The following is a 25,094-nucleotide window of genomic DNA, read 5'->3' on the forward strand; positions in this document are numbered from 1 at the left end:
CATAAAAAAATCCCACTAGTGGGATTAATTAAATATTGTTTGAGCAAGAGATATTATGAACTTATTATCAACTTTATAAAAAATTTCAGTTCCATTTCTATCACTGTTTAAAACACCAGCTCTTTTCAACTTTCCAAGATGAGATGAAACAGTTGGTTGAGGAATGTTGAATTTTTCTTGTAGTGAGCTTACGTTACTAGGTCCTTTGTCTATTAAATTTTTAATAATTTGAAGCCTAATAGGATGTGCCATTACTTTTAAAATTTCAGCTGTCTTTTCTAAATTTTCAATTTTACTCTTCACTTCATACCTCCAAATATGTAATACAAACTATTATTAAATTCATATTCTTTAATTATAATATTTTAAAGTCCATCCTTTGTCAATGATTTTTTGTGTAATAATATTTACAGATATATATATTTATTAACTTTAAATATACACTTATAATTTATGCCTTTTAAACACATTAAAACAAAGAAAAACTAAGCTATAAAGATTTTTAAATTATCATATTATTAAATATTTTTTAATCCAAACATATTATCACATATTTGTTATAGTAAAATCTAAAAAAATCTCTTATTCAATATAAAAGGATAAGAGATTTTTAATAATTAATCATTTATTTATTTTTACAGTTTTTGTAGTATCGTCCCAATCAACTTTTGCTCCTAAAATTTCAGAAATTGCTCTTAGGGGTACAAAAGTCCTTGAGTTCTTAATAACTGCTGGAGAATCAATTGCAATTTTCTTTCCATTAGCTTCAATTTCTTTTTCTCCAATTACAAGGCTTGCCTTATTGTCTCCAATGAGAACAGTTTTTGTATCAGCCTTCCAATCAACTTTTTCGCCTAGAGCTTCAGAGATAAACCTTAGGGGAACCATTGTCCTACCATTTTCAATGTAAGCTGAAGTCTCTGGTTTTATTTCCTTATCTGAAATAAGAATTTTTATCTCAGAGTTAGGGGAAGACTTTTCAGACTTTGCCTTATTCTTATTTTCAACTTTAGAATCCTTAGCTTCCATGGTCTTAGCATTAGCCCAGTCAAATTTTAGGTAAGCTTTTTGTTCTCCTGAACCCTTTCCACCACCAGCAATAGCATCCATAGCATCAACCCATACAGCAACAAGAATTTGATCTTCCTTTGGATTTGTTCTTACAAACTCATGCTTCTTTATATATTCACCATTAATAGGACTTTGTTTAGTTTCAACTCTCTTAGAGTCCTTATCGCCATCATAGATAAATAAATTTGTAAGTTCACCTTCCATATTCATAAATTCCATCTTCTTAAGAAAAATATTGTAAATAAATTTACCATCTTTTTCTTCAACTTGTGCAACTTGTTTTAAAGAAGGGTTGCCCATAGACTCCTTATCTGGTTCGCCATACTTAACTAACTTTACTGGTACTTCATAAGAACTTGCAGCAAAAATAGAATTAGGTAATAAAACTAATACTAAAAATAGTGATAAAATAATTTTTTTCATATTACACCTCATTTTTATATAAAGGGACTCTTAATTTAAAAGTCCCTTTAAATTTTTAAGCTTAATTGTGATCAATGTTATAAAGAACTTGTGCAACTTGTGCCCTAGTAAACGGTGACTTAGGAGCAAAGTTGCCATCGCCCATACCACTTACTACTCCAAGTCTTGCCATTTCCTTTACAGAATCCTTAGCCCAGCCTTGAATCTTTTCTTCATCTTTGAAGCCATTAGTATTGCCTTTAGCATTGAGATTCTTGCCTGAGACCTTCAAGAACTTAGTCATCATTACAGCCATTTCTTCTCTTGTTAGTTCTTTATCAGGTGCAAAGTTTCCTTGACCTACGCCTGATACTATTCCAACTTTATTTGCCCATGTGATGTATGGACTGTAATACATTCCTGACTTAACATCTTTAAAGTTTTGATCCTTGTAGTCATTTACATTGACATTTAACATTCTTCCTAGAACACTTACAAATTGTCCTCTTGTTATAGACTTGTTAGGACCAAATTCTGTATTGCTTAGGCCTGCAAAGTATCCCTTGCTTACAACATAATCAATTGCAGTCTTAGCCCAGTGGCCACTTGTATCTGTAAAGTTATTTGATGCATTGTTATTTTGTGCTACTTGTGGTGCTTGCTTTTGTTGATTTTGTTGATTTTGATTTTGTTGGTTTTGGTTATTGTTGTTTCCGCCAACTCTACCTACTTCTCTTGCATTGTTCCAATTAAAGGATAGGATTGCCTTTTGTTCGTTTACGGCAATTTGATCCATTACATCAACTTTAACGCTGACATTTACCTTGTTATATTTGCCATTCATAACCCATGACCATACATTTCCAGATGATTGTTCTGCTAAATATTTATTACCATCATGAATAAATAGATGAGTTAAATTTCCAACAAGTTTTTGTCCATTAAATTCTCTTTCAAGAGGATTAAATTGAACGCTATACCTGAATTGACCGTTTCTTTCCTCTACTCTTGCTGTGTGGTTTATTGCTCCATTTGCCATAGAATATCCATCTTGATAAGCATGAAGAACTTCTACAGGTACTTCATATTGGATTGTTACTGGTCCATTGTTTTTATTACTTTGGTTGTTTTGATTGTTGTTTTGATTGTTTTGGTTATTGTTATAAACTCCCCATGATGAGTTGTTATTCCAACCTTGGTTTTTGTTGCCATAACTTCCCCATGAAGAATTGTTATTTCCCCATCCATAGTTATTGCCCCAGCCTTGGTTGTTATTGCCCCAAGCTTGGTTGTTATTTCCCCAAGAACTATTATTGTTTTGGTTATTCATACTACCCTTATTGTTAATAATTGCATTATTTAGGGCTTGTGTAGCACTTAATATTTCTTCTCTTGATGCGTATGGGTTATTAGCAATTGCACCTGCCCTTGCCATAGCTGCTACTAAGTTGGAGTCAGCTCCCTTACTCATAGATGCACTTGCACTTGCCATTGCAGATCCTAGTGCAGATCTTTCTATAGCTAAGTTTTGGAAGGAATATCCTGGTGTGCTTGGGTTACTTGGATTACTTGGATTGCTTGGATTAGATTGGTTGTCATCTCCCCATCCAGTCCATTCTTTTGCTTTAGACCCTGTTATTTTCAATTTTGCATTTTGTTCAGCTCCACCTAGTTTAGCCATAGCATCTACACTTACACGGCAATAAATTTCTCCATCTTGAGTTTTAAACTTAGGATCTATTTCAAATTTGAATAAAGATGGAAATTCTTTTTCTTCATTTCCTAGTCCCTTATCTCTTTTATTCTCAATTATTGTAGATTCTATTTTTTCAGACTTAAAATCATTTTCTTTGTATGTCCAGAATTGTAATAAATGGCCACGCATACCCATAAAATCAAGACCCTTTAATTTTATTGTCATATAAGTCTTGCCATTTTCTTCTGTGATTTTTGCCTTTTGCACTAGGGCGCCATTACCCATAGATGCATTGTTTTGGTAACCATGCCATAGCATAACAGGCACTTCTAATTCTTCTTTATTTTGATTTTCAATTTTTGAATTAGTAAAAACTTCTACAGCCTCGTTCAAATTCTTTAGTGCTTCATTTATCTTGCTTTGATCTTGTTTTTCATTTTTTGCAACATTTTCTGCGACTTCAATAGCTTTACTAAGTTTTTTAAAATCCTCCTCTGAATGTCTTCCTTTTTTTATGCTTTTAGCATCCTCTATTGCTTGATTTAAGCTATCTTTATTGATTTCTACTATTTTTTCTTCTAATACTTTTTTCCCTATATCATAATTTGGAATACTAAACATATCTTCAATAGGATCATCATTTTTACCGGGACTTAATTTTATTCTTTTTTTACCTTCTTCTACCCTTATAAACCTAGCATTAATTAATCCTATTGTTTTGTCTTCACCATTAATTAATAGAGGCACATCTTTCAGATTTATCTTTGTTATTCTATTTTTATAAGTGTTTTTTTCATTTGTAACGGTAAAATCCTTGCTATCTAATACTTCTACATCTTTTATACTTCCATCAGATGATTTGTATTGGATTGGTTTAGAATCATCAATTTTTACTAATCCAGTCTCTATAAGTTTAGTTCCTTTTTTGTATTGCTCAGCCCAATACACGGTAATATCAGCTTTATTATTTCTTATTTCCAAATCGTATATTGGTATAATGCCTTCTCCTGGATTAAATTCAAGCTTATTATAATTTCCCTGGATTAATTCATCATTGTATTGCTCTCTCGTGTATTTTATCTTGTTATTTTCCTTATCCCATAAAGCATCAAGCATAGCTTGATTTGCCGGCAAACTTATTATTGGCAAAGCTTTATATTTACCACTTTGCAAATCTAACTTTTCCAATTTCATATCTTCCCATCTCATTAGAAGATTGAAATTTTGTAAAGAATTACCCATCGCATCAACCTTTACTTTAAAAAGTTTTTGAGATTCATAATTTGTCGAACCATCTTCATATTTTAATGGTATTTCATAAATTTCTGGAAAAGATAATTCAATACCACCTACATTCTCTGAAAAATATTTCTTTAAGAATTGTGGATTATCTAAAGCTATTTCCTTTGCTGTAAAAACTGTAGGAGCTTTCATATATTGGTCAAAATCATCTACTGAATTATAAGTCCACAATTTCATGAGATGTCCTGTAATAGGTTTTCCTCCTGTATAAGCAGGGTCGCTCAATGTCATTGGCTTAAATTTTATTCTCAACTTAATAGAACCATCTTGCCCAACAATTAGTTCTCCGTTATCTTCTACTGCACCATCTGCCATTGAATATTTTCCTGGCGAATTTGAATATCTTATGGATAAAGGAATGCTGTATGTTCCAGGAAGTAAACCGCTGGGTATTGGCTTAGGCCAGCCTTGAAATATATATATCCTAAACTTGTCATGTGTCCTACTCTGATAATCTACCGGTTGGAGGCTAAGATCTATTAAATATTTCCTTCCATCATGGCTTGATTTATAATCCTGTATTACGTAAAATCCTTTCCCTTGTTCGTCATAACTTCTTTTTTTATTTAATTTCTTAGGTTCACTCCATGAATTAGTGGATTCATCGAAGGATGATAAATACATTTCAACTTGTTCAGGCCAAATGTTATACATACTTCCGTCATCTATTCCAGAACTATTTATACCAAAATTACCATAATAGGAACACCCGACATCTTGATTTAAGTCTAATTCATAGGCATTCCACTGAGGATCATCCGCTTTATTAACAGCTGCTTCTTTTTTATGTTTTTCTCTAAATTCTTTAAAGTTTTGATCATTATCAGATATTTTTTTGCCTGACATATTTAATCTATTTTCATCAAATGGGGGATGAGTTGCCGTTTCATCGGTAGATTCGTCTTTTCCTTCAGCCCATCTTTTATATACTACTGGATGGATTTCAAAGTGAGCTCTCTCATCTCCAGTAATTGGAATTATAGCAGAATGTTCTGCTGCTAATACATTAGACCCATTTGCGAATAAAAATACCAGCAAAAATAAAATAAAATTTATACTTTTTTTCAATTTATTTTCCTTTCTTTTTTTATATAGTTAATAGATGTATAGGTCTATTCGCTATACATCTATTACTATTCACAATAAACATCTTTTGAATTGTAAATTTTCAAGGATTAGTTATTTATAATAATTTATTTTACAAAAAATCTTGCATTTGGATTCATCATAGCTGCACCGATTTTACCTAAAAATCCGGAGTCAGCTAAATTAGTTGTAAATTTAATTTTAAAATATTTATTATATTCTCCGACTTTTTCTTCTTCTAGGTCATCCTTTAATATAGTGAATTTAAAACCTTCAGGCACATTTTTATTTTTATTATGAACAGCTTTTTTTGAACCAAAGGCTTCTACTGCAATTTCTTCTCCATCTATTACAGGTGTAATGCCAGTACAATCTGCTTCATATACCTTACCAAGTATTTCTTTACTAACTGGTTTTGTATATAAAGTTATTTCGTAGCTGTCGCCCTTATCTTCAACTTTTGATAAATCTTTATTGAATGCATCATCAGCCATAGAAAGTTTTGCTTCTTTTCTGTGATAAATTGCAAAATCAGCAACCGTCCTTACGGATCTATCAGAATATTTAAATCCATACAGTTCTGAATCAGAATAGTCTATAGTTTCTTTAATTTGCTCCTTTATGGATTCTAGATTCATTTCTTGAGCAAATGTAAAAGTTGGAACTAACATCATTAATACTAATAGTAATAAACTAATTTTCTTTAAATATTTCATATTATTTATCCTTTCTTTATATTATTTATTTTTTCATAACTAATCCTTATAAGGTTATAAACGTACTTTCCTAATCCCACCCAACCACCCACTAATTTTTATAAATTAATTAATTTTTCAAAGAAGTAATTTGCTGCTGCTTCTAGTTCTTCTTCCGTTGCTACCCTCGATTTTAAACTTGTTTCTATCATTTTTTCTTTTATCGTTTTTGGAACTACTAGTCCTGTAATTCCTCTTAATTTTTCTATCATCTTGGGATCAACTAGGCCTGGGCATATGTATTGTCCCAAGGAGTCCCTATCTTTTAATAGGTCTTCTAAGTTTTTTATCACCTTCCTTCCATGTTCTGAGTCTGGCATTGCTCCCAAGGTCGCAAATAAGCCAAGCTTTTTATTTTCTATAGTCTTTAAGAATTTTAGTGTCTTGGTCTCTAAGGTCCCTCTATCAATCCAGGCACCCAAAAGTATGAAGTCAAATTGTTCTACTTCAGGTGCATCTCTTATGTCTTTTATCGTCATCTGGTGTTCATCTTTTAAGACTTCATAAATTTTTTCTGCCATTCTCTTGGTGTTTCCCGTCTTTGATGAATAAATTATTAGTCCTTTCACTTTTCCTCCTTAGTCTTCTGCAAATACATATTTTTTATTTTCTATATCTATTATTTTTAGTTTTGTGTCGTAGATCTTACTTATATTTTCTCCTGTCAAGACTTGGCTTGCCTTTCCTTGAAATTCGATTTTCCCCTTCATCATTCCTACTATGGTGTCCGAATACTCTAGGGACTGATTGATGTCATGAAGGACCATGATTATTGTCTTTCCTAGATTTATATTCAAATTTTTTATTAGTTTTAAAATTTCTATTTGGTATTTGATATCTAAGTAGGTTGTGGGTTCGTCTAAGAGAAGTATCTCGCTATCTTGTGCAATCGCCATGGCTATCCACGCCCTTTGGACTTGTCCACCTGATAGGGAATTGACTCTCTCTTTTCTTATTTCTTCTAAGCCACAAACTTCTATTGCCTCGTTTATTTTGTTTTTGTCTTCTTTGCTTGGCTTTTGCATAAAGCCAACATAGGGATTTCTTCCATAGGCAACAAGTTCTTCAACTTTAATGTCGCCTGCTATTTGATTTTTTTGTCTAACTATGGCAACTTTTTTTGCAAATTCTTTTCTCTCTATATTTTTTATGTTTTTGCCATCAAGACTTATAAAACCCATTTTTGGTTTTTCCACTCTAGTTATTAGTTTTAAAAGAGTTGACTTGCCGCAACCATTGGCACCTAGGAGGGTTGTGATTTTATTTTTTTCTATTTTTAGATTTAAGTCTTTTATGACCATGCTTTTCCCATAGGAGAAAAATAAGTGATTAATTTCCATAATTTTTCCCTCCTAGCTTTAATAGGCCTATAAAAAATATTCCACCCACTACTGTCATTACTACTGATGGTTTTATTTCGTAAGGGTAGGCTATCACTCTTCCCAAGGTGTCTGATAGGAGGAGGGTTATTGCTCCTAGTATCATGGAATAGGGTATTAGGTTCTTGTGGTTTGATCCAAGAATTATCCTTCCTATGTGTGGCACTACTAGGCCTAAGAATCCTATTACACCAACTATGGCTGTGGATACTGATGCTAGTATTATTCCTATTAAGGCTAGGATAAACCTATCTCGATTTACATTAACTCCCAAGGCTTGTGCTGTTTGGTCTTCCAGTTGAAGTAGGTTTGCTGTCCTTATTGTGAAGAGTGCTATTATTAGAAATAGGATTCCGTAAATTGCCATAATTTTTACATCTGCCCATGTTTTTTGTGCTACATTGCCTTCGATTATTGATTGAACGTTTGTGAGGTTGCCCCCCATCATGGATTTTATTCCTTCGTTTACTCCCATTAGGGTCATGTTGAGTGCCACACCTACGAGGATTAATTTTATTGGGTTGGATCCTCCATTCCAGGCTAGGGAATATATTAAGAGGTAGGCTAGGAGTCCTCCCACAACTGAAAAAAGTGGGCTAAAGGCATATAGACCAGGGAATAATATCATTACAAGGCTTGCTGATAGACTAGCTGCTGATGATATGCCTATTATGCCTGGATCTGTTAGGGGGTTTTGCATTACTGCTTGTAGGAGAACTCCTGATGTTGCAAGAGCCGCCCCAGCTAGTATGGATATTATTATTCTTGGAAACCTAAGGTCATATATTGTCGCTACGTCGGGATCATATTCTATGAACAAGCCTCTTAATAATTTGCCAAAGGTCATTTCTATGGAGCCTGTTTTTGCTGAATAGAGGATGAGTCCTATTAGGACTAGGATTGATATGATGTAAACTAGGATGATTTTATTTTTTTTCATTTGTCTTATCACCTGTATTTCCTACTTCATTTGAATCTTTTCCATAGAAGAGTTTGTCTAAGTCATTTAAGGCTTCCTTGTAGTTGAATTTCGCACTCATGCCAAACTTTTTGTAGTCAAGGTCGTAGACCCTGCCTTTCTTAACTGCCCTAAAGTGTTTCCAAATGTCATTTTCTGCAAAGTCTTTTTTAAACATTGCCATTACTTGATCTGGTAGGGCATGGGCTGTTCTAAGTATCATGTCTGGGTCTTTTTTCAACATATCTTCTGTGTTTATTGTTATGAATTGTTGGTTTGTCCCTTCATATACATTTTCTGCCCCTGCAAGTTTTACAAGGCTTCCTGCATAGGAGTTTTCTGTTGCTACTACATAGGACCCTGGCAAACCCATTAAGATTAATACTCTAGGTGCTTTTTTGTCCTTGTGTTTTTCTTTATAGTCGTCTATGAATTTTTTGTAATCATCAATTAAGTCTTTTGCTTCTTTTTTTCTGTTAAGTAATTTTCCAAGATCCTCTATTGACTTATACATTCCATCTGTGTTGTTTAGGTTCAAAAATCCATAGTCAAGGTCTGCTGCCTTGTATTTTGGAAGTAGGTCTGAAATTAAAGACACTGGTGAGAATACATAGTCTGGATTTATTTGCTTTAATTTTTCTATGTCTGGTGTCATTGCCATTCCTACCTTAGGGACATCCTTATATCGTTCTGGCATTGGATCGATCTTTGAGTCTGGTACTGCAACTAGGTCTATGTTTAATTTTTCCATTATATAAACTGTTGCCATTGATGTTGCTGCTATTCTCAGCTCGCCATTATTTGCTTTCTTACCAGATTTTTGACTCACGCAAGATGTTAATAATAGACTTGCTAGAAGTATGGCTAGAATCTTTTTTATTCTATTCATAGATGTTTCTCCTTTTTTCTTCTAATTCATCTTCTACTTTTTTCTTGTAGTTATATGATAGGAGGGCTAGTATGATAAATCCTCCTGTTAATATTACAAAGAGTCCTATTAAGCCATAAATAAAAGCTAAAGTTATTTTGCCTAATTTTGTCTTTTGTGTTCCTTTTTCATCTTGGTCATCTGAATAATATAATTTTTTAATTATTGGAGAATCCTTTGTCAAAAGTCCATGGTCATAACCCAAGTCACCAGCAGAAAATTTTGAGTTGACAGGTTTTTGCTCTATTACTTCTCCTTGGTTAGGAGCTTGTAAAACTTCTCCAACTTGTTCATCATTGTCTAGTGGTTTTAAGTTGCTTAGGTTAGGTGTATTGTTCTTTGTATTTGTTTTAGGAATGTTTACTTGTGCCTGGGGGGCTTCCGCTGCTACTTCTTGTTTATTAGTATTTCTTGATGAACTATTTTGAAGGGTTGCAAAGTCAGTGTTACCATTAACCAGATCTGATATTGTGTAGTAAAATATTACATCCCTTCCCATGGGCCCTACAAAAAATGTTGCCCTTACGATTACATTTTTGCTTGGTATCTCAAATCTGTAATCTCGTGTTTCTGCTGTCTTTCCTGTAACTTCTGCTGGTACAGAATAGAAACTATTGTCGCCATAATTTTGGACTGCGAAGGTTTCATTTTTTATATAGTTGGCTAGGTTATAACGGACTGACAAAAATATTCTTCCATCATCTGTTGTTTCTACCAAAGCTTGTGGACATACTACATTTTCTGTCATACCCTGTCCTATGCCTGGATTGTTACCTGGGTCTTCTATGACTCCTGTAACTGGATGGATATAGTATGGCGTTGTCTTTGCTATTTCTTGTGAATAGGCATAGGTAACATTTATTAGACTTGTAAAAATGAGAGCCATAAGGCAAAGGCTATTTATTATTTTTTTCATTATCTTTTAGCCCTCCTAAAAACATCATTTCATCTTTCATATCTTTTACTTCTTGCAAATTTTTTCGAATTACAACAAAGGCTATTGCATTTAATCCTATAAATATTAGGAGTATTAAAATAATAATGCCCTTTGATTCTTTTTCTTCGATTTCTTGTCCCTCAATCCCATTCTCTTTATCTTTATTTTGATTGGAGGATGATCCCTTGTTTTCTTGACTTGTAATTTTATTTTGTAGTGATCCTATAGAAGGTGGGCTTGTGTTTTGTGTTGTTGAACTAACTTGTGGTCCTTCTACTGGCATAGGGGATGAGGAATCTGAAGAGCTTGATATTTTTTGATTCTGTGGTTTTTTAACTGTCGCCATAAAGGCCTTTGCTTTTTCTTCCTTTGAACTACTAGTGTTTGTGCTTATATTGCTTAGTGTAGGCAAATTTTTATTATCTAAGGTTTTATTTACTTGCACACGTGCACTAGCACTTTTTACAAGTATGAAGTTTGCTGAATCTTTTGTTTTAAATTCAATGTAGTCTCCATTGACTTTGTAATTTATCTTCTTTTTTTCTCCATTATTTACTTCATAAAGACTTAATTTGTCTTGTCCTTTGAATTTTAAAAGAGGTAATTTTAAATCAAATTCTTTATTTGCGTAAATCTTTTTTCTCTTTGCTTGAATGCTTTCTTCCTTGCCTGTTATTTCATCTAGGGACCCTAAAAACTCAATCTTAAAAACATTCACTTGATCTAACTTATCAAAGTCCTTAGTGTAGTCTTCTGCTTCTTTCCCAGATAACTTATTGCCATAAAAATAAAACTCTTCTTCAAAGGTGTCTGGTCCGTAGTTGACTATCAAGTTTTTATTTTGGACTTCTCCAGCTTCCTTTGAATTAAATTCTGGCTTCTTTGGTCCTTCTTTAAACTTCTTTATTAAAGTTGCTTCACTTTCATTTATTTTTTTTATTTTGTCAAAGTCTAATTTTATTCTCGCCCTTATTGGTTCGTCACCCATGGGCTCTACCTTTGGATCTACATAAACCTTTGTCATTTCATCCATATTAATTAAGTTTGTCTTAAATACTCTTGGCCTTTTGTCCTCTTCCTTAGGTACTTCTAGGTCATAGCAACCTGCTTCTGCCCTGTGATAAATTCCATCTTCCTTTTGGAAATATATATTTACTAAGGACGCTGTTATGGACATATATTCCATCTTGTCTGATCCTATGTATAAATTTGCTTCTTTATTATCTACTTCTATCTCGGCTCTTTGTATAAGGGCCTTGTTGCCCATACTAGGCTTTTCTTCTATGGCATGCCATAACTTAATTGGAATTTCATAGTAGCCATCTTCTAAATTTATTTCTTCTTTCTCTGGTGTGCTTTCATTGTCCGCAAATACAAAATTTGTTAAGAATAGTAAAGATAATAAAAATACTAGAGATATGTAAATTTTTTTATTTTTCATTATAAAGACCCCTTGTTATCAATTTATATTACTCAGGTAATGATATTACTTATCAATAAAATAAACTATAATAAATTCACGGAATTTTTGTTAACTCTGATTTACTTGCAGAAAAAATTTTATAAATATATTATTTTAATTTTTGTAATAAAAATAAACCCTAGTCTTTGACTAGAGTTTAAAATCTTTTTATCTATTTTACGGTGTAAAAATTTAAGTATTTAACTTAAACAAAGGTTAACTATGAATAAAAAATTTGCTTTTTTTTCATGAATTGTTATTCCCATTTGAGATTTAATTTTTAAAATCAAGGATGCTTCTAAAATTATTCCATCTGATGTTGACCAGTAATCAATTAAATTAAGAGGAATCTTAAAAATCCTGTCCTTAGAATTTATTTCTATTTCTTCTCCATCATCAAAATAAAATAGCTTTGTAGCAATTGCTTTTTTAATGTAACCTTGATAAGCCTTCTTTATGGTCTTAGTCGAAAGTTCTATATAGGATTCTTCTCCAATTATTAAATATGCGTGATCATCAAAGCCCATAAGTGCCATTGAATTATCTACAAAGGAGTTTTTGCTATCTTCAGAAATTTTTTTTATTGAAAAATTAATTTCATGCCTTCCCTTTTCTAAATATTGGGAAATATCTTGGACCTTCTCTCTCCCCTGAATATCTTTAGCTAAAATCATACTTTTGTATCTTTTTTCTAGTGCCTCTTGGTAAGGAATAAGTCTCTTTGACAACATTTCAAGGCTGATACTTTTAGCAAGATTATCGTCAATACCCAAAAATTTTTGTATTACAAAAAAATTCTTTTCAAAATTTTCATTATAAAATTCTGAAAGCTCCTGTCCTATTTTTGTCAACTTATACTCATTATCGTCTTTGTATAGAATGCCTGTAAGAATCATTTTATCTAGAATTTTTTTTGAGTTAGGCCGAGAACAACTAAAGAATTGACTTGCTTCTGTGATGGTCTTCCTTCCTTCATGATTTTTTATAAATAATAAATATTCAATTTGTATTTTTGTTATATCCAAATTTATCATTGAATTATGACTCCATTTCTCTCTTTACTTCTACTATTCTGTCACAAATCCTAAGAGAACTATCACGGTGAGATGAAATTATAATATTTTTATTTTTTCTCTCATTATATAGGGACTTTAAAATTATCCCTTCGTTTAATGCATCTATGTTAGCCGTTGGTTCATCAAGTAGATATAGCTTTGATTTTCTTAAAAAGATTCTTGCTAAAGCCAGCCTTTGAGCTTGTCCAGTGGAGATTTCATTATTTTCCTTTACTATCTCTGTGTCCAACTTCTTATCAAGTGTCATTATGAAATCATAAATATTTGCCTTCTTGCAAGCTTCTATTAATTCATCTTCACTTGCATCTTTTTTTGCAATTTTCAAGTTATCTCTAATGCTTCCTCTAAATAAATGGGTTTCTTGACTTAAGTAAGAAATGTTCTCTCTTAAATTTAATGTATTCAAGTCTTTTATGTTTTTTTCATTTAGGCAAATCTTACCACTCTTTGGATCGTAAAATCTCATCATTAATTTTATTAAGGTCGACTTGCCACAACCACTTTTCCCTTTAAGACCTATTATCTCATTTAACTGAGCTTTAAAGTTAAAATCATTAATGAGTTTTGTTTCATCATAAGAAAAATTCACTTTCTCAAGACATATATTTTCATAATCAATTTCTTCTCCCTCGTAATTTATCGGTGTAAGGGGATTTTCTTCTAAAAGTTCCATGACTCTCTTGCCACAAGCAAAGGTCAAGACTAAATTATTTGCAAGAGATGAAAGGGCACTTGTGGGTCCAAAAGAAGAAATGAAAACTCCCAAGGGAAATAATAATCCACTTAGGTCAAGGATTGACTCATTATAAAGCTTGAATGCCACCATTGTAAAAATTAAATCTGCAAGTATTATTGTAAAAGATGTGAGAGCAAAGTTATTAGATGACTTTTCTGTAAGAATCTTGGTAGACCTGTTTAGCTTGTTTGCTTCAAATTCAATCTCTTTATACCTATCATCAAAATACGAAAAATTAATAATTTCTTTTATTCCCTTAAAACTTTCCAGGATTAGAGAATTTAAAGTCGATAAATTCTTCCTCTGCCTTCGCCCAATTTCTCCAGCAGATTTTTCAGTAATAATTGGGATAATTATAGCTAATGTTAAGTGAAAAACTAGAAGTATCCAAGAATAAATTGGATTAAATTTCCACAAGATTACGAAGAAAAATAAGGTGTGAGCAAGAGCTATACAAACAGGAGAAATTGTATGTGCATAAAATACCTCTAGTAGCTCTATATCTGATGTGATTATAGAAATTAATTCTCCCTTGTTTTTTCCATTCATCTTGGCTGGTCCCAAGGATCTTAGTTTTTTGAAGATTTTATCTCTTAATATTGCTAAAATTTTGAAGGCTATATAGTGGTTTAAAAGCTGTTCTAAATACTTAAAAAAAGCCCTTAGTATAGCTAAAGTGAATAAAACTCCAATTACTAATTTTATATTTATATTTTGACCTAATAATAGCTTACTTAGATATAGCAAACCTATTGAGGGCAATAAAGTCGCAAATATGTGTCCACTTGCGCCAAAAAAGATGGCAAATAACATTTGTAACTTCAAAGTACCTACAAGAGATAGGAGTTTTCCTATTAAATTTTTATATTCAATTAATTTTTTCATTTAAACCCCACATTTCTAATTCTCTTTGGTATTTATAAATACCAGAAAATAATTTTCCCTTACTTATTTCTTCAAAACTTCCTTCTTCAGCAACCTTCTTATTGTCAAGATAGTATATATAGTCTGCCTGAAGAACTGTGTTGAGCCTATGAGTAATGAGAATTATGGTCATTTTTTCTTTTAATTTTTGTATAAGATTTAGAATTAGATCTTCGGATTCCTTATCTATATTTGAAATGGACTCATCTAAAATTAAAATCTTTGGTTCTTTCAAAAGAACCCTTCCTATTGCAAGTCTTTGTTTTTGCCCACCTGATAGGTTGTTACCAGCACTTTCTAACTTACTATCTAAGCAACCTATATTTTTAAAGTAGGAATAAAGACCAACTTCTTCCAAAACTTCTATTAACTTATCATCGTCTGCATTTTTATTTGCAATTTTAAGATTATACCTAAGACTTTCCTTAAAAAAGTAAGGATTATTGTCTACTAACATTATGTTTTCGTTTAAAGAATCATTTGAAATTTCACTTAAACCCTTGTAAAGTATTTCTCCATCATATTTTCTTTTAATACCTCCAACTAATTTCGCAAGAGTAGACTTTCCACAACCACTTTCACCTACTATGGCTGTGATTTTGTTAGCCTTAATCTTCATATTTAAGTTTTTTAAAATTTCTTTTTCTCCGTAAGAAAAATTTAAATTTCTTATTTCTATATCCACCTTTTCGTCCTTTATTACATCTTCAAAATCCTCTATACTTTCTATTTCTAAAATTTCAAAAAGAGAATTGGCTGCTGTAATTCCATTCATCGCAACATGAAAAAGTGCTCCTAGCCGTCTCAAGGGCAAGAAAAATTCTTGACTCAAGAGTATAAAAGAAAAGGCTGCAAAGATTGAAAGCTGACCCTTAGAATAATAATAGATGGATAAAATTATTCCCAAAGCTGATCCTGCATAAGAAACTAAATCTAGGACTGTGATATTATTAAGCTGCATCATGAGAAGCTTCATGGTTTTGACCCTAAAGTCCTCTGCCTTTTCATTTAGTAGGTCATTGTAGTCTTCATCTGCATTAAAAACTTCTAAACTTGTTAAGCCATATAGGAAGTCTATAAAAACTTCTGACAGATTTGTATATGATTTCCAATAAGTTTTTACAACTTTTTTTGCAAGTTTTTGCACCATCATTATGGCAATAGGTATTAGTGGTATTAATAAAAGCATTACTATTGCAATTTTAAAATTTAAAAATGAAAGTATGAAAAATAAAATTACAGGACCTATTAAGGCGAATAGAAGTTGTGGCAAGAGAGCAGAGTAAAATAAGTTGAGTTGCTCTATCCCCTCTACACCCAAATTTATAACTTCTGAAATAGAAACTTTGCTGCCATACTCCATCTTAAAAGAAAAAACTTTTTTCATTAGTCTTTCTCTCAGGGTATTTTTAATCCTATAGGAAGCCTTATAAGATATACTTGCTTCTATCTTTATTAAGAAAATATTTAGTCCAATTATTAAGAGCATAAAGAAAATAAATTTGCTCCCACTAAAATTTGAATTAATTATACTTTCTATTGACTTACCTATTAAAAAAATCAGGGCAACATTAGTGGCCATTTGTAAAATTTTTATAAGTAAAAGCTTTAAGATTTGTATCTTCTCACTCTTTAACTCATTGAATAATTTCTTGTTAAACATTTCTACTCCTTGATTGTCTTAATTTTAAAAATAAAGTATATGTAGTGAAAAATTAGCACTAGTAAAAGTGTGATTCTCGCATGCAAATTGTTTACAAAATAAAATGATATAGCTAAAAAGAAAGTGATTGTCATAAGAATCTTTCTCTTCCTCTCTCTTGTCATACCAGTCTTGTTTTTTATTGGCTCAATATTTTCTTTGTAAAGTTTAGTAGAAATAAAATAGTCGTTGAACTTTTTTGATCCTCTTGCAAAGCAATAAGTTGCCAGTAACAAGAAGGGAGTTGCTGGTAATAAAGGCAAATATATCCCGACTATTCCAATCCCCAAAAATATAAATCCAAATATTAAAAATAAAATCTTCAATTATATCCTCCTTAACTTTTGTTTTTTTAATTTTTCAAAATAAATACTAACAAAGAATTTTTTATAAGTAAATAATATTGATATCGGATATCATTTTGTTTCCCTTAAATATATTCACTTTTTTTATGTTCTACGTTGATTTATAGGGACTCGAACTTTGTTAACCGAAGTTAATTTTATATAGAAATCAAGGCAAAAAAATAAGACCCTGGTTGCCCAGAGCCTTTCATCTTATAAACTTTACAATTTTTCTATTTCAATTTTTATGTCGTGACCGTTAAGGTTTTCTACTTCTGCATCAACATCAGAATTTACTAATTCTTTTGCCAAAGTTTCTGTCTTTATAAATTCTTCTTCAGAAGCAAGAGCCTTTTCTACTTCTTCATCAGACTTATAAGTTATCTTAATATTATCTAAGATATCTAAATCTTTTTTCTTTCTAAGTTGTTGAATCTTTGATACAAATTCTCTTACATAACCTTCATTTAGAAGTTCTTCATTAAGCTCAGTGTCTAAAATTACAAAGAGGTTATTTTCCATAACCACATCAAATCCTTCTTTTGCACTGATTTTAACTTCAACATAATCTCTTTTAATTTCAGTTTCTTCTCCACCGATTTCAAGCTTTCCATCGCCATCATCTAATTTAGCAAGAAGTTCTTTTGCATCAGTTTCTCTTAAATATTTTCCAAAATCTTTAACCTTTGATCCTAAAATACTTCCGCAAACTCTAAAGTTTGGTTTAAGTTCAAATTCCATATATTCAGAAAGATTTTCTTCGAAGTCAACTTCTTTAACATTAAGTTCTTCCTTCATTAAATCAGTTAAATCGCCAATAATTTCTTTGTATTTGCCATCGATAATAACTTTTGAAAGTGGTTGTCTAACTTTAATTTTAGCTTCTTCTCTTGATGCTCTTCCTAATGTTACAAGATCCCTAACTAAATCCATTTTTTCTTCAACTTTATCATTAATCATATTTTCGTCATAAGTTGGATAATCTGTTAAGTGAACAGATTCTTCATCAGTTAGTGACTTAAATAATTCTTCTGAAATAAATGGAACTATTGGTGCAATTAATTTTGTAACGCCAAGTAAAACTTCGTAAGTTGTCTTATAAACTGCAAGCTTAGTGTTGTCCTTATCAGTTTTCCAGAATCTTCTTCTATTTCTTCTGATATACCAGTTAGAAACATCTTCTATTACAAATTCTTGGATTTCTCTTACAACCTTTGTAAGTTCAAAGACTTCCATGTCTTCTCTTACAGTTTTTACAAGTCTATTGTATTTTGAAAGTAGCCATTTGTCGATTTCTTCTAGGTCATCATAGCTTACCTTGTGTTCTCTAGGATCTATATTATCTGTATTGGCATATAGACTAAAGAAGTTATAAGTGTTTCTTAATGATCTAAAGAATTTTGATTCAATTTCACGAAGTCCATCTTCGTCAAATTTTGTTGGAGTCCATGGTGGAGATACATAAAGTAGATACCACCTAACAACATCGGCACCATACTTGTCAAATAATTCAAAAGGTGCAACTGTATTTCCTCTTGACTTAGACATTTTCTTTCCTTCTTTGTCTAGTATAAGGTCATTTACAAGAACATTTTTGTAAGGGCTCTTGCCTGTCATATAAGTTGAAATTGCAAGAAGTGAATAGAACCAACCTCTAGTTTGGTCAATACCTTCAGAAATAAAGTCAGCTGGGAATAATTCATCAAAGTTGTCCTTATTTTCAAATGGATAATGCCATTGAGCAAAAGGCATTGAACCAGAATCAAACCATACATCAATTACATCAGGTTCTCTCTTCATTTCTTTGCCACACTTAGGACATTTTAGATGAATATCATCTACATAAGGTCTGTGAAGTTCAACATCACAAGGAACATCTTCTACTGCTTTATTTCTAAGGTCTTCTATTGAACCAACTGATTCAGTATGACCACATTCACATCTCCAAATTGGAAGTGGAGTTCCCCAATATCTTGATCTTGAAATTGCCCAGTCATTTAAATTTTCTAACCAATTTCCAAATCTCTTTTCACCAACAAAGTCTGGGAACCAATTTACTCCATTGTTGTTTTCAATTAATTTATCCTTAAACTTAGTTACTTCAATATACCAAGATGGATGTGCGTAATAAATTAATGGAGTATGACATCTCCAACAGTGTGGATAATTGTGAACTACTTTTTGTTTTGAAAATAATAAGTCATTATCCATTAAGTAGTGAAGCACTTCGTGGTCTGCATCTATTACGAATTGACCCTTCCATGGTGTATCTGTAAATTTACCTTCTTCATCAACTGGCTTTAACATAGGAAGGTCATAGCCCCTTGCAGTTTGGTAGTCATCTTCACCGAAGGCAGGTGCAATATGAACTATTCCAGTACCATCTTCAGTAGTTACATAATCAGCACAGATTACATAAAAGGCTTTTTTATCTGGTTCAAGGAATTTAAGAAGTTGTTCATATTCCATGTACTCTAAATCTTTTCCGACAAATTCTTCTATAACTTCAAAGTCATCATCTTTAAATACAGCCTTTGCGAGTGGTTTAGCAAGATAATAAATATTGCCATCAGCGTGTTTAACTTTTATATATTCAACCTTTGGATTGACAGCAAGGGCAACATTTGATGGTAGAGTCCAAGGTGTAGTTGTCCATGCCAAGAAATATTCATTTTCCTTGTCCTTTAATTTAAATTTACAAGTTGCAGTAGTTGTCTTAATTTCTTCATAACCCTGTGCAACTTCGTGAGATGCAAGACCAGTTCCACATCTTGGGCAATAAGGAACTATTTTGTGACCTTCATAAATTAGTCCATCTTTAAACATCTTGTCTAGTATATGCCAAACTGATTCAATATAAGTATTTTCAAGGGTGATGTATGGATGGTCTAAGTCAATTAGATAGCCCATTCTTCTAGTAAGTGTTCTCCATTCCTTTTCATATTCAAAAACAGATTCCTTACATTTTTTATTAAATTCTTCTACTCCATAGGACTCAATGTCTTGTTTGTTGTGAAGACCAAGTTTCTTTTCAACTTCAATTTCTACTGGTAGACCATGTGTATCCCAGCCTGCTTTCCTCTTAACCTTATATCCAAGCATTGTATGATATCTACAAGTTAAGTCCTTTAAAGTTCTCGCCATTACATGGTGTATGCCTGGCTTACCATTTGCTGTTGGAGGTCCTTCATAAAAGATATAATTTTCTCCATCTTTTCTTGCTTCTACAGATTTGTGTAAAAGGTCGATTTCATCCCAAAATTTTGAGATTTCTTCTTCCCTTACACTAACCTTATCCTTAGATAATTCTTTAAAATTTTTCATCTACAACTCCTTAATCTTCCAAATAATATATAAAAAAAGTCCCCTCTCAAATGAGAAGGGACGAACTAGCCGCGGTACCACCCTAATTATAGGTAACTATCACTTAATTTTTTAACGCAAATGCGCAAAGGCTTTTGACCTTTGAGCTCCGAGGTGATCTATAAATTTCTAAAACACAGTTTCGCACCAGACAACTGTTCTCTTAGTTTCTCAAAACTTACCGTCCTCATCAAAGCTTATATAAAATTGTCAATTGTTTGGTTTTTAAACATTTTTATGATGTTTGATTGCATCATTGCAAGTGTAGTGTGGAATTTGCAGTTTTTTACATCACTAACTTTGTTTTTGTTACAAAAGCTATCCCCTTGCAAGCACCTATTGATTACAATAGGACCATCTACTGCTACAAGTACGTCGTACAGTGTTACCTCTTCTTTTGGTTTTTTCAGATAGTATCCACCCTTAGAACCTCTTTTTGCATCAGTTATTCCCGCCAAATTTAATTTTCTAAGTATTCTAAGAGTAAATCTCTTTGTAACGCATTCACTTTCAGCAATTTGTGGCGCTCCAACGACTTTACCCTCGTTCTTAGCAAGATAACTTACAATCCTAAAGGCATAATCTGTTTCTTGTGTAATTCTCATTTCATCACCTATTGCGAATATTATATCAGATTTGTTTACTTTTTAAAATACTTATCTTGTTTTTTTCTCAATTTCACTATTTCCGCAAACTCATTTAAGGACAAATCTTCATAAGTAAGAAGGCTTCCCTTTTTAATGTCTTTTATTGCAAAGGCACCTTCAGTTATAATTCCTATTGGCACATGATTCCCCTCTACTTGTGATTTTTTTGTTTCAAGAGTTCCAAAAATCATTTCTCCACCAATAGAATCAAGTTTTTCACCTTTTTTTATGTCTCTTTTAGCAACTGCAACAGTTTCTGCAAAAGGCTCTCCCTTTGGTGCAATAGATGCATCTCTTAATACTACAGCCTTAATTATTGAAATTATAGTTTCAATACTAGTCAAATGATAAGGCCTATAAATTTCATAGTTTGGACCCGTACCCATAGAAAGGTATTTCATTTCTTCATCTATTATATGAGACTTTGGTTTTACAACAGCAAAAACTCCAGGAGCAATTCCTGTGGCAAAATCTACAACACCATAAGAATTTAAAATTCCACCATCTTTTTTTAATTTATAATCCTTTGCAATATTTTTTGGGCTAGTTTCTACAAAGTGACATCCTCTTATGTCTGGCACGAAACCAAGAGCATTACAAACAGCATTAAGTTCAATCATAGTGTTAGTTCCATCAACAAAAGAAGTGAGCATTCTTGGGTTTATTCCTTTTTTTTCTGCAGCCTTCTTTAAACTTTCTGGAGTAGCAAAGTTATCTAATTCATTGTTTTTTCCTTTACCAAGAACCAGGACATCAAAACCACAATTTTTTGCAAATTCATATATTTCTACAATGGCGCCAGGTTCGTCACCCTTAGTTCCAGAATATATAATTCCCTTTTCATCAGCCATAACTTTTAAAATTGGACCAACAGTCGCATCCATTTCAACATTAAGGCTTACTATATCAACGCCATTTTCTATAGCTGCAAGGGATAGTTTTGTACCAGTTTCTGTATCTCCAGTACAATCTACAATGCAGTCCACTAGACTTGCTGCAACTAAATTATTTGTAGTAGCTATATATTTTTTTTCTTTTATGAGATTTTTTGCTTCTTCAAAATCATCTGTAAAAGCAAATTCTTTTTCATCTATATTTGCTGATTTTATTGCATTATTAAGTGTTACTTTATTTCTAGATGAGAAAATTATGGGATAAAAATTTTCATTTTGACTTAATATGGTAAAAAGTGAAGTACCCATTATTCCTGAGCCAACAATACCAACAGAAATATTTCCATATTCTTTTAATTTATTTTGTAAGTAAAACATTCTTCCTCCAAATTTATATGAATAGTTTTAATTTTATTCGCAAAAAATATTTTAATCTGAATTACCCTCTATTGCAAATATTTTACAAATTATTTTCACTGAGCATTTTACCAAGCCTATATCCAGAAGCAAAGGCAAAGTGCAAATTGTAACCTCCACAGTCTCCATCAATATTAAGTGCTTCGCCGATAATATATAAATTTTCAAATTTTTTACTTGAGTAGTCCCAATTATTTACTTCAGACAAATCCACACCACCTCTTGTAACCTGAGAATTTTTAAATCCTGTTGTGCCAATTACCTTAAATTTTGACTTCAATAATATTTCAATAATTTTTTGAAAATCTGCCATAGAAATCATATTCATTGCTGTATTTTTGTCAAGATTTAAATAATCAATAATGTAGTGAATAAATTTTTTATCAACTATTCCCATTAAGTACTCTTCAATAGAAAAATCTTCTAGCATATAATATCTACTGTAGAGCTTATCCACAGTATTTTCATCGACGTTATTTATTAATGGGACTTCAATAAAGTTATCTTCACTAATATTTACAGATAAATCTAAAATTGGTGGACCACTAATTCCATAATTTGTAAATAAAATTTCTCCATTTCTCTCATCAATTTCTTTATTTTTTTTAAATAATTTGGCCTTTCCTATAACTTTTGTGCCACTTAAATGTTTTAAGTATTTCGATTCCAACTTTACCTGAGTTAAGGCTGGCTTTAATTCAGTAATTTTTAAGCCAAGTTTTTTTAAGATTTCAAAACTCTTTCCATCAGAACCACTTGCAGGCATTGATTTCCCACCAAAAGCAGCAATAACAATATCCGCCTCTATTTTATCATCATTAGTAATTACATCAAATCCATTTTTATTTTTTTTGATTTCCTTAACTTCAGTATTAGATCTAATATCTATTCCCTTTTTATCAAGCCAATATATCAAAATATTTAAAACAGAATTTGCTTTTAGGGTGATTGGATAAACTCTATTGCCATCAGTGGTAGATTCTAGACCCAATAAAGAGAAATAATTTATTAAGTCTTCATTTGAAAACTCATCTATAGTTTCTTTTACAAAACTAGGACTAGAATAATTGTCCTCTGACAAGTTTAAATTTGTATAATTACATCTGCCATTTCCTGTAGCTAAAAGTTTTTTCCCAACTCTATCATTTTTTTCAATTAATATTACATTGTTATTTTCATTTTTTGCATTTATTGCAGCTACCATTCCTGCTGGTCCTGCACCAATAATTATTATATTCATAGTATCACAGATAAATTATATCCTAAAATTATAAAAATTTACAATAAATAAGGAAATTTGTGCTATAATGACTAAGAATTTTGGAGGAATTATGAAAAATAAAATTTATATAACAGGACACAAAAATCCTGACACTGACAGTATATGTTCCGCCATCGCCCTTGCAGAATTAAAAACAAAAATGGGCGAAGATGCTGAAGCAATTAGACTTGGCAACTTAAATAAAGAAACTGAATTTGTACTTAAACATTTTGGCGTGCAAAAGCCAAGACTAAAGACTTCAATAAAGCCACAAGTAAGAGATATAGAAATAGACGCTGCCTATTGTGTCAATCCAAGCCTTTCTATGGCATCAGCAATGGATTTGATTCAAAAAAATAATATCAATTCCTTGCCCGTTGTAGACGATGATGACAACTTAATTGGAATCGTAAGTCTTTCAAATATTGCATCTACTTATATGGAGATATGGGACGACTCTATTATTGGAAGAAGTAATACAAGCTTTGAAAATATTTTAGATGTTTTAAGAGGAAAAGTTATTTATCTTCCAGAAAATCCAAGAAAATTATCTGGAAAAATGGCTGTAAAGGCTATTAAAAACCAAGATTTAATAAAAGAAGGCGACATTGTAATTGTAGGAGACGATGTTAAAGATCAAGAATCTGTAATAAAAAAGGGCATCTCCCTATTAATTTTAACAATTTCAAGTAAGCTTGATGATAAACTTTTAAAGCTTGCTAAGGAAAATAATGTTGCTGTAATTTCAACTGGTCTTTCCACTTTTATGGTTGCAAGGATTTTGCCACAAGCAGTTCCTGTAGAATATGTAATGACAAGAGATAATTTAATTGTTTTTCACAAGGATGATTTAATTGACGATGTGAGAGAAAAAATGTCACAATCAAGATTTAGGTCTTATCCAGTTCTTGACAACAAAAATAAAGTTATAGGAAATATATCTCGTTACCACTTGATTTCAAATTTAAAGAAAAAAATAATTCTAGTTGATCACAATGAAAGAAATCAATCCATTGATGACTTAGATTCTGCAGAAATAGTTCAAATTGTTGACCATCACAGAGTTGCAAATATTTCTACATCCTCTCCAATATACTTTAGAAATGAGCCTGTTGGATCAACTGCTACAATAGTTTCAAAGATGTTTTTTGAAAATGGAATCAAACCATCTCGTGAAGTTGCAGGTCTTCTATGCGCAGCAATAATTTCTGATACACTTTTATTTAGATCCCCAACTTCAACTGATACAGACAAATATGTTCTAAACAAAATGAAAAAAATTGCAGCGATTGATGTAGAAGAATTTGCCATGGAAATGTTTAAAGCTGGTACAAGCCTTGAAGGAAGAAAACCTGATGAACTATTAAAATCTGATGTTAAAAACTTTTCCATTGAAGGCGTAAATGTAAGAGTATGCCAAATCTTTACAATGGATTTGGATAGCACAAATTCAGTAGAAAAAGATTTAAAAGAAGCTATGGAACACTTTATTGAAACTTCTGATGCTGAAACTTTTGTATTAATGATTACAGATATTTTTAAAGAGGTTTCAGAAGTAATACTTGCAGGAAGTTTTAAAGAAGCTATTGCAAGAAAATTTGAGAAAGAACTTGTAGCCGATAAATTTTTATCTGAGGGACTATTATCAAGAAAAAAACAATTAGTTCCAAAAATTAGTGCCGCAATTTCAGAAGAACTTTCATAAAATTTATTTTGACAAAATAAGAGCCTATCAAAATTTGATAGACTCTTTTT

At 31.7% G+C, this 25,094-nt stretch carries 19 protein-coding genes and 1 other annotated feature; of the genes, 1 reads left to right on the plus strand and 18 read right to left on the minus strand.

The features are described from left to right. Positions 1-24: 24 nt before the first annotated feature. The 18 genes from JOD41_RS00855 to JOD41_RS00940 form a co-directional block, all read right to left on the minus strand. Positions 25-303, minus strand: coding sequence for a metalloregulator ArsR/SmtB family transcription factor (locus JOD41_RS00855; RefSeq protein ID WP_205051190.1), 279 nt, complete (start codon positions 301-303; stop codon positions 25-27). A gap of 318 nt (positions 304-621) precedes the next feature. Then, complete coding sequence (locus JOD41_RS00860) at positions 622-1,494, minus strand: stalk domain-containing protein (protein WP_205051191.1); 873 nt, start codon at positions 1,492-1,494, stop codon at positions 622-624. A 61-nt stretch (positions 1,495-1,555) separates the two neighbouring features. After that, on the minus strand, positions 1,556-5,539 hold the full coding sequence (locus JOD41_RS00865) for an S-layer homology domain-containing protein (RefSeq protein WP_205051192.1): 3,984 nt from the start codon (positions 5,537-5,539) through the stop codon (positions 1,556-1,558). Between the two features lie 125 nt (positions 5,540-5,664). Beyond that, positions 5,665-6,273, minus strand: a complete 609-nt coding sequence (locus JOD41_RS00870; protein WP_205051193.1) for a hypothetical protein — start codon at positions 6,271-6,273, stop codon at positions 5,665-5,667. 98 nt (positions 6,274-6,371) lie between these two features. Further along, positions 6,372-6,881, minus strand: a complete 510-nt coding sequence (locus JOD41_RS00875; RefSeq protein ID WP_205051194.1) for a flavodoxin family protein — start codon at positions 6,879-6,881, stop codon at positions 6,372-6,374. A gap of 9 nt (positions 6,882-6,890) precedes the next feature. Next, a complete protein-coding gene (locus tag JOD41_RS00880; RefSeq protein WP_205051195.1) occupies positions 6,891-7,652 on the minus strand; it encodes an ABC transporter ATP-binding protein in 762 nt (253 codons plus the stop codon). Beyond that, entirely contained in the window at positions 7,642-8,631 is a 990-nt protein-coding gene (locus JOD41_RS00885) for a FecCD family ABC transporter permease (protein WP_205051196.1), read from the minus strand. Before JOD41_RS00885 ends, JOD41_RS00880 begins: the two co-directional genes overlap by 11 nt. Next, positions 8,618-9,538, minus strand: a complete 921-nt coding sequence (gene isdE, locus JOD41_RS00890; protein WP_205051197.1) for a heme ABC transporter substrate-binding protein IsdE — start codon at positions 9,536-9,538, stop codon at positions 8,618-8,620. Before isdE ends, JOD41_RS00885 begins: the two co-directional genes overlap by 14 nt. After that, positions 9,531-10,493: a heme-binding Shp domain-containing protein gene (locus tag JOD41_RS00895; RefSeq protein ID WP_205051198.1), complete on the minus strand. Its 963-nt coding sequence runs from the start codon at positions 10,491-10,493 to the stop codon at positions 9,531-9,533. The genes isdE and JOD41_RS00895 overlap by 8 nt, the downstream gene beginning before the upstream one ends. Continuing rightward, entirely contained in the window at positions 10,474-11,955 is a 1,482-nt protein-coding gene (locus JOD41_RS00900; protein WP_205051199.1) for an NEAT domain-containing protein, read from the minus strand. The genes JOD41_RS00895 and JOD41_RS00900 overlap by 20 nt, the downstream gene beginning before the upstream one ends. Positions 11,956-12,176: 221 nt before the next feature. Then, positions 12,177-13,010 carry a hypothetical protein gene (locus JOD41_RS00905; RefSeq protein ID WP_205051200.1) on the minus strand — a complete coding sequence of 278 codons (834 nt, stop codon included), beginning with the start codon at positions 13,008-13,010 and terminating at the stop codon, positions 12,177-12,179. A 4-nt stretch (positions 13,011-13,014) separates the two neighbouring features. Then, positions 13,015-14,673 carry an ABC transporter ATP-binding protein gene (locus tag JOD41_RS00910; protein ID WP_205051201.1) on the minus strand — a complete coding sequence of 553 codons (1,659 nt, stop codon included), beginning with the start codon at positions 14,671-14,673 and terminating at the stop codon, positions 13,015-13,017. Further along, positions 14,657-16,375 (minus strand): ABC transporter ATP-binding protein/permease, encoded by a 1,719-nt coding sequence (locus JOD41_RS00915; protein ID WP_205051202.1) that lies wholly within the window; start codon positions 16,373-16,375, stop codon positions 14,657-14,659. Before JOD41_RS00915 ends, JOD41_RS00910 begins: the two co-directional genes overlap by 17 nt. Before the next feature lie 2 nt (positions 16,376-16,377). Beyond that, positions 16,378-16,740, minus strand: a complete 363-nt coding sequence (locus tag JOD41_RS00920; protein WP_205051203.1) for a YbaN family protein — start codon at positions 16,738-16,740, stop codon at positions 16,378-16,380. 240 nt (positions 16,741-16,980) lie between these two features. Beyond that, positions 16,981-20,082, minus strand: coding sequence for an isoleucine--tRNA ligase (gene ileS / locus JOD41_RS00925; RefSeq protein ID WP_205051204.1), 3,102 nt, complete (start codon positions 20,080-20,082; stop codon positions 16,981-16,983). Positions 20,083-20,135: 53 nt separating this feature from the next. Further along, positions 20,136-20,324 (minus strand) — a binding site (T-box leader). Further along, the gene (locus JOD41_RS00930; protein ID WP_205051205.1) at positions 20,319-20,726 is read right to left on the minus strand and encodes an RrF2 family transcriptional regulator; all 408 of its coding nucleotides are present in this window, start codon (positions 20,724-20,726) and stop codon (positions 20,319-20,321) included. (Overlaps the previous feature by 6 nt.) 35 nt (positions 20,727-20,761) lie before the next feature. Beyond that, positions 20,762-22,039 (minus strand): NAD(P)H-dependent oxidoreductase, encoded by a 1,278-nt coding sequence (locus tag JOD41_RS00935; RefSeq protein ID WP_205051206.1) that lies wholly within the window; start codon positions 22,037-22,039, stop codon positions 20,762-20,764. 82 nt (positions 22,040-22,121) lie between these two features. Further along, a complete protein-coding gene (locus tag JOD41_RS00940; protein ID WP_205051207.1) occupies positions 22,122-23,318 on the minus strand; it encodes an aminoacetone oxidase family FAD-binding enzyme in 1,197 nt (398 codons plus the stop codon). A 91-nt stretch (positions 23,319-23,409) separates the two neighbouring features. On the opposite strand from JOD41_RS00940, the gene JOD41_RS00945 reads away from it, so the two are divergent. Continuing rightward, positions 23,410-25,044, plus strand: a complete 1,635-nt coding sequence (locus tag JOD41_RS00945; protein WP_205051208.1) for a putative manganese-dependent inorganic diphosphatase — start codon at positions 23,410-23,412, stop codon at positions 25,042-25,044. Positions 25,045-25,094: the final 50 nt, after the last annotated feature.

Source organism: Peptoniphilus gorbachii (assembly GCF_016908115.1).
Lineage (GTDB): Bacteria > Bacillota > Clostridia > Tissierellales > Peptoniphilaceae > Peptoniphilus_A > Peptoniphilus_A gorbachii.

Excerpts from the sequence above, each read along its gene's own strand:
- JOD41_RS00860 (WP_205051191.1), bottom strand. The coding sequence starts at position 1,494 with ATGAAAAAAATTATTTTATCACTATTTTTAGTATTAGTTTTATTACCT.
- JOD41_RS00870 (WP_205051193.1), bottom strand. The coding sequence starts at position 6,273 with ATGAAATATTTAAAGAAAATTAGTTTATTACTATTAGTATTAATGATG.
- JOD41_RS00880 (WP_205051195.1), bottom strand. The coding sequence starts at position 7,652 with ATGGAAATTAATCACTTATTTTTCTCCTATGGGAAAAGCATGGTCATA.
- JOD41_RS00885 (WP_205051196.1), bottom strand. The coding sequence starts at position 8,631 with ATGAAAAAAAATAAAATCATCCTAGTTTACATCATATCAATCCTAGTC.
- isdE (WP_205051197.1), bottom strand. The coding sequence starts at position 9,538 with ATGAATAGAATAAAAAAGATTCTAGCCATACTTCTAGCAAGTCTATTA.
- JOD41_RS00895 (WP_205051198.1), bottom strand. The coding sequence starts at position 10,493 with ATGAAAAAAATAATAAATAGCCTTTGCCTTATGGCTCTCATTTTTACA.
- JOD41_RS00900 (WP_205051199.1), bottom strand. The coding sequence starts at position 11,955 with ATGAAAAATAAAAAAATTTACATATCTCTAGTATTTTTATTATCTTTA.
- JOD41_RS00905 (WP_205051200.1), bottom strand. The coding sequence starts at position 13,010 with ATGATAAATTTGGATATAACAAAAATACAAATTGAATATTTATTATTT.
- JOD41_RS00910 (WP_205051201.1), bottom strand. The coding sequence starts at position 14,673 with ATGAAAAAATTAATTGAATATAAAAATTTAATAGGAAAACTCCTATCT.
- JOD41_RS00915 (WP_205051202.1), bottom strand. The coding sequence starts at position 16,375 with ATGTTTAACAAGAAATTATTCAATGAGTTAAAGAGTGAGAAGATACAA.
- ileS (WP_205051204.1), bottom strand. The coding sequence starts at position 20,082 with ATGAAAAATTTTAAAGAATTATCTAAGGATAAGGTTAGTGTAAGGGAA.
- JOD41_RS00930 (WP_205051205.1), bottom strand. The coding sequence starts at position 20,726 with ATGAGAATTACACAAGAAACAGATTATGCCTTTAGGATTGTAAGTTAT.
- JOD41_RS00935 (WP_205051206.1), bottom strand. The coding sequence starts at position 22,039 with ATGTTTTACTTACAAAATAAATTAAAAGAATATGGAAATATTTCTGTT.
- JOD41_RS00940 (WP_205051207.1), bottom strand. The coding sequence starts at position 23,318 with ATGAATATAATAATTATTGGTGCAGGACCAGCAGGAATGGTAGCTGCA.
- JOD41_RS00945 (WP_205051208.1), top strand. The coding sequence starts at position 23,410 with ATGAAAAATAAAATTTATATAACAGGACACAAAAATCCTGACACTGAC.